The sequence below is a fragment of the Mesorhizobium sp. M0491 genome (assembly GCF_040321265.1).
Lineage (GTDB): Bacteria > Pseudomonadota > Alphaproteobacteria > Rhizobiales > Rhizobiaceae > Mesorhizobium.
This window is the reverse complement of the sequence record NZ_JAMYRE010000018.1, coordinates 29311-46813: the sequence shown is the minus strand read 5'-3', so window position 1 is coordinate 46813 and position 17503 is coordinate 29311. Positions and strand designations below refer to the sequence as shown.

Sequence of the window (17503 nt, the reverse complement as noted above, 5' to 3'; positions counted from 1 at the left end):
CAAACAGCGGTCATCTGCTACCATAGTCGTAAAAGCATTGACGGGAGGGAATTGCGTCATGGCCAGCGTGAAATCCGCGAGCAAGCCGAAGAAAAAAGCCACGGCAGCGATTAGAGCGGAGGAAATGCCAGCCAGGCTTGCGGACTATCTGCTCGCCCGCGCGCCGGCTGAAGACATTGCTCCCTACGATGTGGCCGACCTGGAACGTGCCGCCGATCTCGCCGGCCAGGCAGTCGCCACTCACAGGAAAGGCGAGTGCGTCGTCGCCGTCGATGCCGATTCGGGCGTTGTGCGAGACGGCCGCCCGATGACGGTTGTCACAGTCGTCAACGACAACATGCCGTTCCTGTTCGATTCCATCCTCGGCGAGATCACCGAGACATCGGGCGAACCGACCCTGGTCACTCATCCGGTTATCGTGGTGCGCCACGGCAAGGGCGGCGTGGAAGAAATCCTCGGCGACGGCAATTTCGCCAAGGACGATGGCAGCCACGACCGGCTGAGCGTCATCCATGTCCACATCCCGCGGCTGACATCCGAGCAGGCGAGCGGATTGAGCGAGCGGCTGCGCAAGATCCTTGGCCAGGTTCATGCCGCCGTTCACGACTGGAGGCCGATGCTGGCCCGCCTCGATCAGGCGATCTCGGAATTCCGCTATACGGCCGTGCCGCTCGACAAGAAGAGCGTTGCCGAGGCCCTCGCCTTCCTGGAGTGGCTGCGCGACGACAATTTCACCTTCCTTGGCATGCGCGAGTTCAAATACACCGGCGGCGAGGAAAGCGGCACGCTGGAGCGCGCTGAAAAGCCTGGCCTCGGCATCCTGTCCGACCCCGACGTGCTGGTGCTCAGGCGCGGCACCGAAGCGGTGACGACGACGCCGGAGATCCGCGCCTTCCTGCATGGGCCGGAGCCCTTGATCGTCACCAAGGCCAATGCCAAGTCTTCCGTGCACCGCCGCATCTATCTCGACTATATCGGCGTCAAGACCTACACCGCCAAGGGCACACTCGCGGGCGAATTGCGCATCGTCGGCCTGTTCACCTCGACCGCCTACACGCGCTCGGTGATGAAGATCCCGTATCTCAGGTCCAAGGCCGAAACCATCATCGCCAAGTCCGGCTTCGACCGGCACGATCACTCCGGCAAGGCGCTGATCAATGTTCTGGAAAGCTATCCGCGCGACGAATTGTTCCAGGTGCCGGTGCCGATCCTGCGCAAGCACGCCGCCGCCATTCTCGGCCTGGTCGAGCGGCCGCGGGTGCGGGCGCTGGTGCGCGCCGACCAGTTCGACCGCTTCGTCTCGATCCTCGTCTTCGTGCCGCGCGACCGTTACGACAGCGTCGTGCGCGAGAAGATCGGCTCCTATCTGAAGACCGTATTCGAAGGCCGGCTGTCGGCCTATTACCCGGCCTTCCCCGAGGGCGGGCTGGCGCGCGTGCACTTCATCATCGGCCGCTCCGGCGGCAAGACGCCGAAGGTCGAACAAGCGACGATTGAGGCGGCGATCCGCGACATCGTGCGTACCTGGGAGGACGCCCTTTCCGATGCGGCCGAGGCCAGTGGCGGCGACCAGGCTTTGAAGGCGATCGCCGCGCGGCTGCCTGAAAGCTATCGCGATTCGTTCAGCGCGGCGGTGGCGCTGGCCGACGCCGGGCGTATCGCCAGGATCAGCGCCGGCAATCCGATCGCCATCGACTATTATCGCCACGCCGAGCAGAAGCCGCACCAGGCGGCGCTGAAGATCTATCACCACGGCAGTCCCGTGGCGCTGTCGCGCCGGGTGCCGGTGCTGGAAAACATCGGCTTCCGCGTCATCAGCGAGCGCACTTTCGAAGTTGGCGATGACCAGTCCAGCTTAGTCTTCATTCATGACATGGAACTGGAGAACAGCTACGGCAAGCCGATCGACCTGACCGATGGCGGCGCGCTGTTCGAGGACGCATTCCTCTCCGTCTGGCGCGGCGACGTCGACAATGACGGCTATAATGGCCTCGCCCAGACCGCCGGCCTGTGGTCTGGCGAGATCACCATCCTGCGCGCCTATGGCCGCTATCTGCAGCAGGTCGGTATTCCGCAAAGCCAGGATTTCATCGCCGCCGCGCTCAATCGCTATCCCGACATAGCGCGGGGCCTGCATGCGCTGTTCATCGCCCGGCTTGGCCCGACAGCCGAGACCGAAGGCGTGGTGGCGGCAAAGCATCTCAAGGCCAAGATCAAGGATGCGCTGGAAGACGTTCCCAACATCGACGACGACACCATCATCCGGCGCTACCTCAATCTGATCGAAGCCTCGTTGCGCACCAATCATTTCGTTGCCGATACGAAAGAGAAAGGCCAGTCGCTGGCGATCAAGCTCGATTCGCACGCGGTCGAGGGCTTGCCGGCGCCGCGACCGTGGCGGGAGATCTTCGTCTACGGTTCCGAGGTCGAGGGCCTGCATCTGCGCTTCGGCCCGGTGGCGCGCGGCGGTCTGCGCTGGTCGGACCGCGCCCAGGACTACCGCACCGAGGTGCTTGGCCTGGTCAAGGCGCAGCAGGTCAAGAATGCCGTCATCGTGCCGGTCGGCGCCAAGGGCGGCTTCTATCCGAAGAAGCTGCCGATGAGCGCCGGCCGTGACGCCATCTTCGAGGCCGGCACCTCGGCCTACAAGAACTTCGTCTCCAGCCTGCTGTCGATCACCGACAATATCGGTCTCGACGGTGTCATCCCGCCGGCCGGCGTCATCAGACGCGACCCGGACGATCCGTATTTCGTGGTTGCCGCCGACAAGGGCACGGCGACTTTCTCCGACACCGCCAACGCGATCTCGGAGAAGCACGGCTTCTGGCTCGACGACGCCTTCGCCAGCGGCGGCTCGGCCGGCTACGACCACAAGAAGATGGGCATCACCGCCAAGGGCGCCTGGGAAGCGGTCAAGCGGCATTTCCGCGAGATCAACCGCGATATCCAGACCTCGTCCTTCACCGTCGTCGGTGTCGGCGACATGTCGGGCGACGTGTTCGGCAACGGCATGCTTTTGTCGCCGAAAACCCGGCTGATCGCCGCCTTCGACCATCGCGATATCTTCATCGACCCCGATCCTGACATGGCAGCCTCGATCGCCGAGCGCGAGCGCATGTTCGCGCTGCCGCGTTCGAGCTGGCAGGACTATGACAAGACGAAACTGTCGGAAGGCGGCATCATCGTCTCGCGCAACCAGAAATCGATCACCTTGCCGGCGGCGGCGGCGGCGGCGATCGGCCTGGCCAAGACCACCGCCACGCCGGTCGAGATCATGACCGCCATCCTCAAGGCCCCTGTCGATCTCCTGTGGTTCGGCGGCATCGGCACGTATTTGCGGGCATCGACCGAAACCAATGCCGAAGTCGGCGACCGCGCCAACGATGCCATTCGCATCACCGCGCTCGACGTGCGCGCCAAGGTGATCGGCGAGGGCGCCAATCTCGGCGTCACGCAGCGGGCGCGCATCGAGTTCGGCCTAAATGGCGGCCGCTGCAATTCCGACGCCATCGACAATTCGGGCGGCGTCAACTGTTCCGACGTCGAGGTCAACATCAAGATCGCGCTTGCGTCCGCCATGCGCAAGGGGTCGTTGACGCGCCCGGCACGCAACAAGCTGCTGGCGGAGATGACCGAGGAGGTCGGCTCGCTGGTGCTGTCCAACAACTACCAGCAGACACTGGCTCTTTCGATCGCCCGCAAACGCGGCCTCGCCGACATCGCGCATCAAAGCCGGTTCATGACGGCGCTGGAGGCGCGCGGCCTGCTTGACCGCACTGTGGAGACGCTGCCGTCACCGGCATCGCTTGCCGAGCGCGAGGCGCGTGGCGAACCGCTGACCAGGGCCGAACTTGGCGTGCTGCTCGCCTATGCCAAGATCGTGCTGTTTTCCGACATCGTCGCCAGCGACGTGCCTGATGACGCGCATTTCGATCGCGACCTGATGGGCTACTTCCCGGACCGGATGGCGAAGAAATACGCCACTGAGATCCATGGCCACCGGCTGCGCCGCGAGATCATCACGCGCGTTGTCGCCAACGATCTGGTCAATCGCGGCGGCCCATCCTTCGTCAACCGGCTGCAGGAGGCCACGGGGCGCACCGCCGCCGACGTGGTGCGGACCTTCGCCTTGGTGCGCGACGGTTTTGCGCTGCCGGCGCTCTATCGCGAGATCGATGCGCTCGACAACCAGATCGATGGCCAGGTGCAGCTCGATCTCTATCAGATGGTCAGCCGGCTGATCTATGTGACCAGCGGCTGGTATCTGAAGAACGATGCCGGCACGGCACCGCTTGGCCAGCGCATCGCCGCGCTGCAGGAAGCACGCAAGGCGCTGGAACCCAAGCTCGTTTCGCTGCTGCCGGCTTTCTCGCGCGAGCGCATCGAGGAGAAGCGGCACGGGCTGTTCAAGAGCGGCGCGCCGGAAGGGCTGGCCGGGCAACTGGCGCTCAGCGAGGTGGCGGAACTTATCCCCGACATCGCGCTGACGGCGCGCACCGCCGGCGCCGATATCGTCGCCGCGGCCAAGGCGTTCTTCGCCGTCAGCGATGCCTTCCGCATCCCGCGTGTCGAGGACGCCGCACGCTCGATCACGCCTTCGGACTACTATGATCAACTGGCGCTGTCGCGCGCCACCGACACGATCGGCGCGGCACGGCGCGGCATCGCGGTGGCGGCACTCACCGGCCACGCCAAGACGGCCGATCCGGTGGTTGCCTGGCTGGACGCCGGCGGCGAGCGGGTGGCGCGCATCCGCGAGCGGCTGCAGGCACTGACCGAGGGCGGCGACATCACCGTGTCGCGGCTGTCGGTGGCGTCGGGGCTGATGAGCGATCTGACGGGGATGTGAACCGCCGACGATCACCACACGCATCACCGGATGCGTGTGGCTCTTTTCGAATGCCATCCGCTTCGAAACCTGCGTTCAAAAAGCTCACCAGGAATGTTTGAGCGTGCCGACGATTTTCAGCCGGTCGCCGTAAAATTCGGTTCCGTAATAGCTGGTTGTCAAATACTTCCGGTCGAACAGGTTCGTTGCGTTCAGGGCCAACGTCACGTCCTTGGTCATCTTGTAGCTGATCGCCGCATCCACCAGTGCGTAGCCGCCAATCGAAGTCGTGTTCGCGTCATCCCCGTAGGTTTGCCCGATATAGCGCACGCCACCGCCGATGGTCAGGTCGCCACGCCGTCCTTCCTCGGGAAGCGTATAATCAACCCAGGCCGACGCCAGGTGGCGAGGAACACGCTGCGGCCGATTGCCGGCATTACCGCCAATGCCGTCTTCCAGGATCTCGGCATCCCAGTAGGAATAGGCAAGCGTCAGGTTCAGGTTTTCCGCGATGGCAGCCTTGCCCTCGAGTTCGATGCCGCGGACGCCGACCTTGCCGATCTGCTGCTGGACAACAGGCGTGACATAGGTTGGAACATTGGTTTGGGTAAGGTCGAAGACCGCGGCCGTGAACAGGCCGTCGAAGCCGTCGGGCTTGTACTTGATGCCTGCCTCATACTGCTTGCCCTCTTGAGGCTTCAGCGAACCCGAGACCGCATATCCGTTGGCGCTTGGCGCCACGAGCGGCTGGAAGCTTTCCGAATAGTTGGCGTAGACCGCGAGATTCGGGGTGAATTTGTAGGTCAGGCCGGCGCGCTTGGTGAAGGCGGATGCCGTGTCGTCGTCCTGCGTTCCCGAGTCGAGATAGTCCGCCGTCGTATGCACGCGGTCCCAGCGCCCGCCCAGGGTGACGATCCAGCGGTCGTCAAACGTCAATTGCTCCTGGGCATAGACACCGACCGCCTGTTGCTTGACCCGCCAGTTCACGTAGGGGCCGAGATTGATGCAGGACAGACCGCAATAGGTCGGATTGTTGATGTCGATGGGACCGGCGGTACCGAAGAGGATGTTTTCGCGGGTGTTGTCATTGGCGTAGTCGACGCCGACAAGCGTCTTGCTGTCGATCCCGTGCCAGCCCGTATCGTATTGCAACTGATTGTCGAAGGCATAGCGGTTGGACACGCCATCGACGGAAAATGCCGTGCGATCCGCCGTGGGGTCAAGCGACGCGCCGTAGACCTCGGCGTAGTCGAGGCTCAAATGCGTGTAGCGGGCATTGGAGCGAAAGGTGAGGTTCTCGTTGAACTCGTGCTCGAACTGGTAGCCGATATCGACCTGCTCCGTGTTGAAGCGGTTGAAATCCGGCTCGCCCAGGAATGTGCCGACGTCGATATTGCCGCCAGCCGGGGTGCCGCGTGCTCCTGTCCCGTCTCGCTTGTAATAGTCAGTCAGGATGGTGAGCGACGTTCCTTCCTCGGGCTTGATGGTCAACGCGGGCGCGATGTAAAGCCGATCGTCGTTGGAATAGTCCCATCCTTGATCGCCATCCTTGGCCAGCCCGGTGAGCCGATAGGTCCACACGCCATCGGGGTCGATCGGTCCGCCAAAATCAACGCCAACCTCCTTGGTACCGTCGCCATAGGACGTGTAAATCTCCCCCTGCTTCTGGTCCAGCGGCCGCTTGGTGATGGCATTGACCAGTCCGCCAGGGCCGTTGAGACCAAAAAGCGTTGATGTCGATCCCTTCAGGACCTCCACGCGCTGAAGTCCGTAAGGCTCGAGACGGCTGGCCGTGAACCAAGCGGGGATGCGCGCCGTGAGGCCATCGCGATAAGTACCGAGCGATGTCTGGTCGAAACCGCGGATACGAATATAGTCGTATCGGTCATCGTTGCCGAACTCGTCGGTGAGGACGCTGGATGTGTAGGCCACGGCCTGCTGGAGGCTTTCGACATGGCGTGCCTCCAGTTCCTTCTGGGTTACAACTGAAACCGAGGCGGGAACGTCGACGATGGGCGTATCGGTCTTGGTGCCGGTCGCCGTATCCTCGGCGACGATCGTTTGATCGGGCCCGACAACGCGGTCCGACTTGCCGGTGACGACGATCGTTTCCAGTTGGGTTGCATCGTCCGGCGAAACCTCCTGGGCCCGGCCGGCCCCCATCGCTCCAAAGGATGCCGCTATCAAGGCACTGCTCGCAATCAATCGCCTTGCCTGAGTGCGCAACAATGCCTGTCGACCAATCGTCATTTCTTATTCCCTGTCAGACCAATATCGAGCCGTTCGACCGGTGACTTTCCGGCCCTGCGCGAGCGCAATTAGTCAAACCGGACAAAAGGAGTCAACTTAATAATCAAGAAATTCGCGCCGGCGGCAATCGCTGCGAAGCAGGGGGTGGAGGGCGGTGCCGGACCTTCGGTCCGACTTCCCCCACGAGAAAAAATAAGGGCTTGGCCCGCGCCGCGGACGAAAGCCAATTGCTGGGTTTTCGAACAATGAACCCCCGGCAGGGGCAAGGGACGGCACCAAGCTTCGTTCATTGCATGAGCGCATGAAACATGCAGACATGGCGCCCGACACGGAACCGGTGCCGGGGGATCATCATGACGGTAGAGACAGTGCAGCGTGCGTCCGGGCGCGGCATCTGGGGATGGATGTTGTTCGACTGGGCGGCGCAGCCGTTCTTCACCGTCGTCACCACCTTCATCTTCGGGCCTTATTTCGTGTCGCGGATGGCGAGCGATCCGGAAACCGGGCAAGCGGCCTGGGGCTACGGCATTGCCGCGGCCGGCCTTGTCATTGCAGTGCTGTCGCCCATCCTCGGCTCGATCGCCGACCAGACCGGACCGCGCAAGCCTTGGATCGCATTCTTTGCCGCGGTCAAGGTCACCTGCCTTTGCATGCTTTGGTTCGCGGCCCCCGGTTCGAACCTTTTCCTGGTCGTGCTGTTCTTTTCGCTGGCGTCGGTGGCGGCGGAGTTTTCGACCGTGTTCAACGATTCGATGATGCCGCGCCTGGTGCCGAAGAGCGAGATCGGCAGGATCTCCAACATGGCCTGGGGCCTTGGCTATCTCGGCGGCATGATCGCGCTGATCTTCGTCGTCGCTTGCCTGGCCGGTTCGCCGGAGACCGGCAAGACGATCATCGGCATCGACCCGCTGTTCGGGCTCGACCCGAAGCTCGGCGAGGACGCGCGCGCAACCGGGCCTTTGTCAGCCGGCTGGTACTTCCTGTTCATCCTGCCGATGTTCTTTTTCACCCCCGACGCCATCAAGGGCCTGCCGATCGGTCCGGCTGTCCGAGAGGGGTTGGCGGAGCTGAAAGTGACATTGGGCGAGGTGCGCAAGCGCAGCGGTATCTTCCGCTTCCTGGTCGCCCGCATGATCTATCAGGACGGCGTCAACGCGCTGCTGGCGTTGGGCGGCACTTTCGCCGCTGCGATGTTCCACTGGTCGATCACCGAGATCGGTATTTTCGGCATCATTCTCAACGTCGTCGCCATCTTCGGCTGCCTGGTCGCAGCCCGTCTCGACACGGCGCTTGGCTCAAAAACCATCGTCATGATCTCGCTGGTCCTGCTCAGCATCGCCACGATCGGCATCGTCTCGACCGGGCCGGGCTATACGTTGTTCGGCCTCTGGATGATGCCTGGACCGGACAGCGGCGGCCTGTTCGGCACGGCAGCGGAAAAAGCCTACATCTTCTTCGGCCTGTTGATCGGCGTGGCTTTCGGGCCGGTGCAGGCGTCGTCGCGATCCTATATGGCGCGCAGCGTCACGGCGGCAGAATCCGGCCGCTATTTCGGCATTTATGCGCTGGCCGGGCGGGCGACCAGTTTCCTGGCGCCGTTCATGGTCGCGTCGGTCACCCTGGCCAGCGGCTCGGCGCGGCTCGGCATGGCGGTGATCGTGCTGTTCCTGGGCATCGGCATGGCGATCCTGGTCAAGACGCCCTATCCGGCGGACCGGCCGGTGGATTGACTTTACCCTCCCCCTTGTGGGGGTGAGCAGCCGGTTCGCGAAGCGAATTCATCGTGCCAGTGGCACGATGAAAGGCCGGTGAACGCCGGGACGCTGCGAAGCAGCGGGGACCCGGCCCGGCGACTGGTCATTCAGAATTCAGCCCCGAGCCCTTCGCAGGCTCAGGGCGTTCGAAGCTCGAAAAGCCAAGCAATTGGCTTTTCGTTCGCTGCGCGAACCGCTTCTCACCCCCACAAAGGGGAGGGTAAAAGCAGCTAATGGCGGAAATGCCTGACGCCCGTAAACACCATAGCGATGCCGTGCTCGTCGGCGGCGGCAATGACGTCCTTGTCGTTCATCGAGCCACCCGGCTGGATGACGGCGGTGGCGCCGGCGGCGATTGCCGACAGCAAGCCATCGGCGAAGGGGAAGAAGGCGTCGGAGGCGACCACCGAGCCCTTGGTCAGCGGTTCGGCGAGGCCGGCGGCCTCGGCGGCGTCGAGTGCCTTGCGGGCGGCGATGCGTGAGGAATCGACCCGGCTCATCTGGCCGGCGCCAATGCCGACGGTGGCGCCGTCCCTGACGTAGACGATGGCGTTGGACTTGACGTGCTTGGCGATGCGGAAGGCGAATTTCAGGTCGGCCATTTCGGCCGGCGTCGGTGCCCGTGTGGTCACCACTTTCAGTTCGAGGTCGTCGACGACGGCGTTGTCCCGGCCCTGGATGAGCAGGCCGCCGGCGACGGATTTGACCGTCGTGCCCGGCGTGCGCGGGTCCGGCAGCCCACCGGTGACCAGCAGGCGCAAATTCTTCTTCCCCGCCACGATGGCCGCTGCCTCATCGGTGGCGCCGGGCGCGATAATCACCTCGGTGAAGGTTTTTACGATCTCTTCCGCCGCCTCGGCGTCGAGGGTGCGGTTGACGGCGATGATGCCGCCGAAGGCCGAGACCGGGTCGCAGGCCAGCGCCTTGGCGTAGGCGGCTTTCAGCGAGGCGCCTTCGGCAACGCCGCACGGATTGGCGTGCTTGATGATGGCGACGACGGCGGAAAGGTCGGGGTCGAACTCGCCGACCAATTCGAAAGCGGCGTCGGTGTCGTTGATGTTGTTGTAGGATAGCTGCTTGCCCTGCAGCTGGCGCGCCGTGGCGACGCCCGGGCGCTTGTCGCCGTCGACGTAGAAGCCGGCGCTCTGATGCGGGTTCTCGCCATAGCGCATCACCTCGACCAGCCTGCCGCCAAAGGCGCGCCATGTCGGATGTTCGATCTCGAGCGCCTCGGCGAACCAGCCGGAGATCGCCGCGTCATAGCTGGCGGTGCGGGCAAAGGCCTTGGCCGCCAGCTTCTTGCGGAAATCCAGCGACAGCGAGCCGATGTTCATCTCCAGCGCATTCAGCACCGAAGCGTAATCGCCGGGATCGGTGACGATGGCGACATAGGCGTGGTTCTTGGCCGAGGCGCGGATCATCGCCGGGCCGCCAATGTCGATGTTTTCGACGATCGACGCGTAATCGGCGCCGGAGCGGCGGACCTCCTCGAACGGATAGAGATTGGAGACGACGAGATCGATCGGCTCGATGCCGTATTTGCGCATTGCCGCGGAATGCTCCGGATCGTCGCGCACGCCAAGCAGCGCGCCATGCACGCCGGGATGCAAGGTCTTGACGCGGCCGTCCATGATCTCGGGGAAACCGGTGAGCTCGGAGACGTCGCGCACCGCCAGGCCCGCCTCGGTGATCGCTTTTGCCGTGCCGCCGGTCGAGACCAGTTCGACACCGGCCGCTGCCAGCGCTTTGGCGAAATCGATGAGGCCCGTCTTGTCGAAAACGGAGAGCAGGGCGCGACGCACGGGAACAAGGTCTGGTGCGGGAATGTTCTTGGCGGCGACGGCCATGGGCTGGCGGCCTTTCACGACTGGTGTGGTGGATGCCCGCGCCCGTAGCACATGCCGCCCGGAAATCAAACCGGCGGTCAGGTGGAGCAAGGCAACGAATCCGTGTTAACGGGTTTCTTCGGAGACTTCGCAGGCGCGTTGGCTGACGGAGCACCAACGAAAAAACCCGCCTATGCGGCGGGCCACTGGCGCAAACCGGCACCATAGGCAAAAATGTACCATAGCTGAGGGCACGGAGTCAAGAAAAAATTCCTATCTTGGGAAAGCTGCCGGCACAAAAGCTGCCGATGCCCCGAGCTGGTTGTCGTCAGGCCTTTTGTTAACCTGAGTTTGAAGCCCTGTCAGGAGGATCAGTTGTTTTCCGGGTGGCCGGCGATGCTGGTGCGGGTCAGCTGCCAGTGGACTTCGGCGATTTCCGAAGCCTTGAAGGCAAGCACGATCTGGCGGCTGCGGCGCGGGCCGCCAAGGCCGGCGAAATAGATCGATTCCTCGACCTCCGGCACCACTTCGGCTGCTGTGAACACCCAGGTGTCGGCCTGATCGGCGGCCAGCACCAGGCGGTCATGCTCGTCCTGCAAAAGGTTGACGTCGGGATGAACGTGGAAGCGGACGGTGACGAAGTCGCGCCCATTGTTGCGGATCGCCGTATTGCCGGGGCGCTGGAAGCGGTCGCGGCCAGCCAGCACATTGCCGTTCGACGACAGTTTCAGCTCGCGCTCATGCAGGAAGCCGAAGCGCGGGACATAGCCGTCATGGCGGGCGATGAAGCCCTGAACGCCCTTCTGGTCGGTGCGCTTGCACTGCACATGCTGCGGGCCGCCGATCAGCGGCGAACCGAGCAGGTCGTTGACGCGCAACGAATGGCTGAAGCGCGCCGACGAGGTGTCGTTGATGGTGGCGGTCGAGTGCGCGGCGGTGGCGCGCGCCAGCGGCCGGAATTCAGCCGCGCCATAGGTGTCAATGCCGGCATTGACGATGTAGTGCTGGCGGCCGGACGACAGTTCGAAGGCGAGGCAGCTGGCGTGTGCGGCGTTGGACACATCGATCGGCGGCGGCGGGCCGGTGTCGGCGATGACCGTGGTGCCGCCCATCGACAGGCGCTCATAGCCGGAATGCGGCGCATGCAGCAGCGGCGCGCCAGCGGTGTCGTCGTGGCGCAGAATGGTGGCGATGCGGTCGTGGATGGTGGCGCCCATGCCGTTGAAGCGGGCGAGGCTGCCATCCTGATGGCGGAAGAAGCGCAGCGCCGGCAGCATGCGGTCGATGGCGCCGATCAGCGCCTGCGGCGGCGTTTCCGCCTGGTTGGCATAAGTCTGGCGCAGCGGCAGAAGGTCGGCGAGGATTTCCAGGACGACCATCGGATTGCGCGAAATGTGCCCGCCATCTGCGAGGATCTGGCGGTCGAGTTCCTCGGCAAGATTGCGGGTCGCGCCCCGCAGGGCCGATGCCGGTGCCGGCAGGGACAAGGCAGCGAAGGCGAGCGCGATGCGGGCCCGCAGCCTGTCCTTGCCGTCGGGCATTTCGCGCGCCATCGACCTGAGGTAGCGGATCTGGATGGCAACCGATTTCAGGAAGGCGCGGTAGAAAGGGAACTCGGCGCCCTGCAATACGACCGAGGAGTGCTGCAACCAGGCGATGATGCGCTTGGCCGTCGTGCCCGGCTCCCAGGCGATGCCGGAGATATGGCTGCCATGCATGGTGATCCAGTCGGAGACCAGGGCGCGGGCATTGGCGGCGGCAAGCTCGGTGCCGGCGGCGCGCATATGGCGCAGCCAGCGAAAGCCGTGCAGCGTCTTCTGCCAGCCGTGATTGGGCACGTGGATCTGGAAAGGCGACTTGCCGCCGGTCTCGACCACGTGCCCCGACAGGGGATAGCGGCCGTAATAGATCTCGAGTGCGATCTGCGGGTCGGCGAGGCGCAGGTCCGGCGGTGCGATCAGCACACGTTCCGGCGTGCGGCCGGAATAGCGCCAGCGATAGACAGGCCCGGCGCGCAGGCGCCGGCGCATTTTGCGCCAGAACTCCTTCGCGACAAGCGTCCATAGACGCGTCGTGCTGCTGGCAGCAAGTGCCAAAACCCCTCCTGATCGTCCTCTACCCCGGCGCCGAGTCTACATGATTGCACGATTCGTGCGAAGGCGAATTCCACGAGCCCACGCCGGTTCACCTGGTTTTGCCCCCGATCCTACCCAAAAAAGTCAGTAATCCGGGCAGTTCAATCCCTAGCCGGCTCGCCGCATGCGAGCGGCGAAGAAACCATCGAGGCCCGAGCGTTCCGGCGCGCCGAGCTCCAGGTCGGCGGGCGTGGTGCGCAGCGTGCCTTGCGGCGTCAGGAATGGATCGATGCCGGCGATCTCGCCTTGCTGCAACGGATCGTTGGTGATTTCAGGCGTGCCGGCCAGAAAGACGCGATAGAGATCCTCGCCTTCGAGCGGATCGAGCGAACAGTTGGAAAAGACGATCGTGCCGCCGGGCTTCACCAGCGTGACGGCGCGGGCGAGCAGCCTGCGTTGCAGGTCGGCCAGTTTTTCGACATCGGCCGAAGTCTTGGTCCATGGCACGTCGGGGTGCCGCCGCACCGTGCCGGTCGACGAGCAGGGCGCGTCGAGGAGGATCGCGTCGAAGAGTTCTTCCGGCTCATATTTGAGCAGGTCGGCCTGGACGATTTCGGCAGACAGGCCGAGACGGTCGAGATTCTGCGTCAGCCGCACGAGCCGGTTTTTTGACGTGTCGACAGCGGTGACCTTCGCGCCGGCAACGATCAGCTGCGCGGTCTTGCCGCCGGGCGCGGCGCAGAGATCGGCAACCCGCAATCCCGTGACATCGCCGAACAGCCGGGCGGGCAGGCTGGCCGCGGCGTCCTGGACCCACCAGGCGCCCTCGGCAAAGCCGGGCAATTCAGTGACAGGACCGACAAGATTCTCGACCCGCACCGTGCCTGTCTGCAGGACGATGCCGCCGAGTTTTTCAGCCCAGAGTCCGGGATCGGCCTTGACCGAGAAGTCGACCGGCGCCTCAACGCGATGCGCTTCGAGGATCTGTCTGGCCTTCTCGTTGCCGTAGGTGGTCTTCAGCCGGTCGGAAAACCATTTGGGCGCTTCGTAGGTGGCGGCAAGGGCGGCAGGCAGTTCCGTTTCCTTGGCCCGTGCCAGTGTGCGCAGCACGCCATTGACGAGGCCGGAGAAACGCACCGTGCGCGGATCGGACTTGGCATGGGTCACCGCAATGTCGACGGCGGCGCTGTCGGGAATATCGAGGAACAGGATCTGTGCCGCTGCCACATGCAATATGTGCGACAAAGCGGTGGCATTGGGCGGCAGCGGTTTTTCCAGGCGCCGCGCCAGCAGCCCTGATATGGTCATGCGATAGCGCAGCGCGGTGACCAGGATGGCGCGGACCAGGCCGCGATCGCGCAAGTCGAGCGCCTTGTATTGCGGGTGGCCGTTTTCGTGATCGGTCAGCCCATCAAGCGGCGTCCTGGCGTCGATGACGGCGGCAAGCAGGCGCGCCGCCGCCTTGCGGGCGGCGAGGCCGGCAACGAAGTCGCCGCCGTCCCTGTGTTCCTGATCACCTGAAACTGTGCGTCGTGGTCCTCTGTCCGCCACGCTCACGACCATCGGCCCTTGGGCCCGGTCGGATTGCGACCCCACGGGTTGGATTTGGGCTTGGCGGCCTCCGCCGGCTGCTCGGGCCGCGCTGCCTGATCCCATGGGCCGGATGGCCGCGGTTCGTCCGCCTGGCGTGACGTTGGGGCCTGGCGCGGTGCAGCCCGGGTTTCGCTGCCGGCCATGTCGCGCGCCATCGCCTGCAAGGCTGCGATGCGGTTCTCAGTGGCGGGGTGGGTGGAGAACAGGCTGTCCATGCGCTCGCCGTGAAGAGGATTGATGATGAAGAGATGCGCGGTCGCGGGATTTCGCTCGGCATCGGGGTTGCGGATGCGTTCGGCGCCGCGGGCGATCTTGTCAAGCGCCGATGCCAGCCAGAGCGGGTGTCCACAGATTTCGGCGCCACGCCGGTCGGCCTCGTATTCGCGGGTCCGGCTGACCGCCATCTGCACGACCATCGCTGCAAACGGAGCCACGATCATCGCAACCAGCACGCCGACAAAGCCGAACGGGTTGTTGTCGCGGTTGCCGCTGAAAAAGAAGGCAAAATTGCCGAGCATCGAGATGGCACCGGCAAAGGTGGCGACGATCGTCATGGTGAGCGTGTCGCGATGCTGCACATGGGCGAGCTCGTGCGCCATGACCGCCGCGACCTCTTCAGGCGTCAGCGCCTGCAACAGGCCGGTGGAGGCAGCCACCGCCGCATTCTGCGGATTGCGGCCGGTGGCAAAGGCGTTCGGCTGCGGGTTGTCGATCAGATAGGTCTTCGGCATCGGCAGGCCGGCCTGTTTGGCCATTGCCTGGACGATGGCGTAATATTCGGGCGCGTTCCTTTCATCGACCTCGACGGCACGGTTCATCGACAGCACCATCTTGTCGGCATTCCAGTAGCTGAACAGGTTGGTGCCGGCGGCGATCAGCAGCGCGATCATCATGCCGCCGGTTCCGCCGATCAAAAAGCCGACGCCCATGAACAGCGCGGTCATCGCGGCAAGAAGCATGGCGGTGCGGATGGTGTTCATCGTCTGCTCCTGTCCGGGGGATAGCGAAAAGGGGTCGATCGTCGTGGGTTCATGGCTATATGATGGGAAACGCCAGTTCCTGTTTCAATTGACTGGACTCAATCTGCTGACTGGACTCAATCTACCGAGATTATCGCATGACCGACGAAATCAGTAAAACAGGCGCCGCTCCTGCCGAAGCGGCATCGCAAAGAGAGCTAGCGCCGGCCGCACGCCGTGCGTTGGCCGAGGCCGCAGCGCGGCGGGAAGACTACCGCGCAAAGGAGGTCGCGCTGCCGAAGGAGATCGGCGGCCGCGGCGGCAAGGAGCCAGGGCGCTACGGCGACTGGGAAGTAAAGGGCCTGACCAGCGACTTCTAGATGCCTCCCTACGCAGCGTTGCGCTGCGGCTCGAGCGCGATCCAGCCACGCTCGTCGACCGTGATGCCGACCATGTCGTAGCCTGCGATCGCGGCATGTTGCGTTGGCAAGGGGTGCTTGTGCGTGGCGCTGATGACCATGACCGCCGCGCCCGCCGCTTCGGCTGCCGCGATGCCAGCTGGAGCATCCTCGAAGACGAGGCAATCGCGCGCGTCGACGCCGAGTCGTTCCGCGCCAAGCCGGAAGCAATCGGGCGCCGGCTTGCCGCGGGAGACATCTTCCGCCGCGACGATGACGCCCGGCACGGGGATGCCGGCGGCCTTCATGCGCAACAGCGCCAGCTCACGTGGGGCGGAGGTTACGATCGCCCAGCGTTCGGGCGGCAGCGAATCGAGAAATGCCACGGCGCCGGCGATCTGGAGAATGCCATCGAGATCGGCCGCCTCGGCCTTCAGCAGCAGATCAGCCTCGTGTCCCGGATCGACGCCCGGCAGCGCCAGGCCGGTGATGGTCTCGATCGCGCGCACGCCATGGATCGTCGGCAGGAAGGCGGCGACGTCGAGGCCCTGGCGGCGTGCCCAATCGCTCCACACCCGTTCCGCCGAGGCGATGGAATTGATGAGCGTGCCGTCCATGTCGAAGAGGAAGGCCGCGAAGTTTCTGCCTGAATACATGATTTTCCTTGAGTTCGGGGAGCGCTGGTGGGGTTGCCGAACCTAACCCCTCGACCGCGGCAGGGGAAGACACGGGGTGGGCTTTTCGATCGGCCCAGGGAACCGCGGTATCCTCCGGGCGTTTGGGAAGGACTGCTTCTCACAACAACGATCGAAGGGGGACCAACGATGCTGATCCGGCTCGGCTACGAAATCGCCATCGAATGCGTAGCCGCCACGCCGGTGATTTCAGTGCTCGAGATCCATCGGGACAGGCAGGCCGACATCAAGCGGCAGACGCGGGTGCTGACCTCGCCCGCGGTGCCGACAAGGCTGTACCATGACCTGCATGGCAATGCCTGCCGGCGCTTCACAGCACCCGCCGGTGGTTTTCGCATCCTGTATGACGCGGTCGTCGAGGACAGCGGCGAGACGGACGAGGTCAACACGCTGGCCAGGGAAGTGCCGGTGGCGGACCTGCCCGACGAAGTTCTCGGTTATCTCCTGGGCAGCCGCTATTGCGAGACGGATCATCTGAGCAGCCTGGCCTGGGAGCTCTTCGGCGACATCCCGTCCGGCTGGGCGCGCGTGCAGGCGATCGTCGATTATGTCCACAACCGGCTGTCGTTCGGCTATGGCTATGCGCGCTCGACCCGCACCGCGGCGCAGGCGCATGAGGAGCGCGTCGGGGTCTGCCGTGACTTCGCCCATCTGGCGATCACGCTTTGCCGCTGCATGAACATTCCGGCACGCTACGTGAACGGCTATCTCGGCGATATCGGCGTGCCAGCCGATCCGGCGCCGATGGACTTCTCGGCGTGGCTGGAAGTGTTCCTCGACGGCAAATGGTACACGTTCGATCCTCGCCACAACACGCCGAGAACCGGCCGTATCGTCATCGCCCGCGGCCGCGACGCCACCGACGTGCCGCTGCTGCACAGTTTCGGCCCCCACCGGCTCAGCCTGTTCAAGGTGTGGACCTACGAACAGGAAGGCAATCTGTTCAACCCGCCCTACCACGGCATCGACAGGACCGTCAGCGCACAGATGCTGGCGTAGTCGCGAGGCCTACCGATGCAACTGCTCCAGGGTGGTCAGGAGGTTTCTCCGGGCCGCAACTTTCGGGACACATGGTCCGCTTCGGCACAGTGAGCTTGTGCCGCAACAGGACGCCGTCGACGGCGT

10 protein-coding genes are annotated in these 17503 nt (G+C 64.3%); 4 read left to right on the top strand and 6 right to left on the bottom strand.

The annotated features are described in order from the left end of the window. Window positions 1–58 precede the first annotated feature (58 nt). Complete coding sequence (locus tag NKI69_RS22740) at window positions 59–4849, top strand: NAD-glutamate dehydrogenase (RefSeq protein ID WP_352722565.1); 4791 nt, start codon at window positions 59–61, stop codon at window positions 4847–4849. An 84-nt stretch (window positions 4850–4933) separates the two neighbouring features. Here NKI69_RS22740 and NKI69_RS22735 read toward each other — a convergent pair whose 3' ends face one another. Then, on the bottom strand, window positions 4934–7078 hold the full coding sequence (locus NKI69_RS22735) for a TonB-dependent siderophore receptor (protein ID WP_352441033.1): 2145 nt from the start codon (window positions 7076–7078) through the stop codon (window positions 4934–4936). 353 nt (window positions 7079–7431) lie between these two features. On the opposite strand from NKI69_RS22735, the gene NKI69_RS22730 reads away from it, so the two are divergent. Then, window positions 7432–8808, top strand: a complete 1377-nt coding sequence (locus tag NKI69_RS22730) for an MFS transporter (RefSeq protein ID WP_023811732.1) — start codon at window positions 7432–7434, stop codon at window positions 8806–8808. A 254-nt stretch (window positions 8809–9062) separates the two neighbouring features. Here the strand turns inward: NKI69_RS22730 and purH are convergent, their stop codons facing one another. From purH to htpX, 4 genes are all read right to left on the bottom strand, one after another. Beyond that, a complete protein-coding gene (gene purH, locus NKI69_RS22725; RefSeq protein ID WP_352722564.1) occupies window positions 9063–10679 on the bottom strand; it encodes a bifunctional phosphoribosylaminoimidazolecarboxamide formyltransferase/IMP cyclohydrolase in 1617 nt (538 codons plus the stop codon). A gap of 350 nt (window positions 10680–11029) precedes the next feature. After that, entirely contained in the window at window positions 11030–12754 is a 1725-nt protein-coding gene (locus NKI69_RS22720; RefSeq protein ID WP_352722563.1) for a heparinase II/III family protein, read from the bottom strand. Window positions 12755–12901: 147 nt separating this feature from the next. Continuing rightward, on the bottom strand, window positions 12902–14296 hold the full coding sequence (locus tag NKI69_RS22715; RefSeq protein ID WP_352722562.1) for an RsmB/NOP family class I SAM-dependent RNA methyltransferase: 1395 nt from the start codon (window positions 14294–14296) through the stop codon (window positions 12902–12904). Beyond that, window positions 14287–15306, bottom strand: coding sequence for a zinc metalloprotease HtpX (gene htpX, locus NKI69_RS22710; protein ID WP_352722561.1), 1020 nt, complete (start codon window positions 15304–15306; stop codon window positions 14287–14289). Before htpX ends, NKI69_RS22715 begins: the two co-directional genes overlap by 10 nt. Before the next feature lie 137 nt (window positions 15307–15443). Between htpX and NKI69_RS22705 the strand changes: the two genes are divergently transcribed. Further along, window positions 15444–15665 carry a DUF1674 domain-containing protein gene (locus NKI69_RS22705; protein ID WP_352722560.1) on the top strand — a complete coding sequence of 74 codons (222 nt, stop codon included), beginning with the start codon at window positions 15444–15446 and terminating at the stop codon, window positions 15663–15665. Between the two features lie 8 nt (window positions 15666–15673). Here NKI69_RS22705 and NKI69_RS22700 read toward each other — a convergent pair whose 3' ends face one another. Beyond that, on the bottom strand, window positions 15674–16339 hold the full coding sequence (locus NKI69_RS22700) for an HAD-IA family hydrolase (protein ID WP_352722559.1): 666 nt from the start codon (window positions 16337–16339) through the stop codon (window positions 15674–15676). 168 nt (window positions 16340–16507) lie between these two features. Between NKI69_RS22700 and NKI69_RS22695 the strand changes: the two genes are divergently transcribed. After that, on the top strand, window positions 16508–17377 hold the full coding sequence (locus NKI69_RS22695; RefSeq protein WP_023811738.1) for a transglutaminase-like domain-containing protein: 870 nt from the start codon (window positions 16508–16510) through the stop codon (window positions 17375–17377). Window positions 17378–17503: the final 126 nt, after the last annotated feature.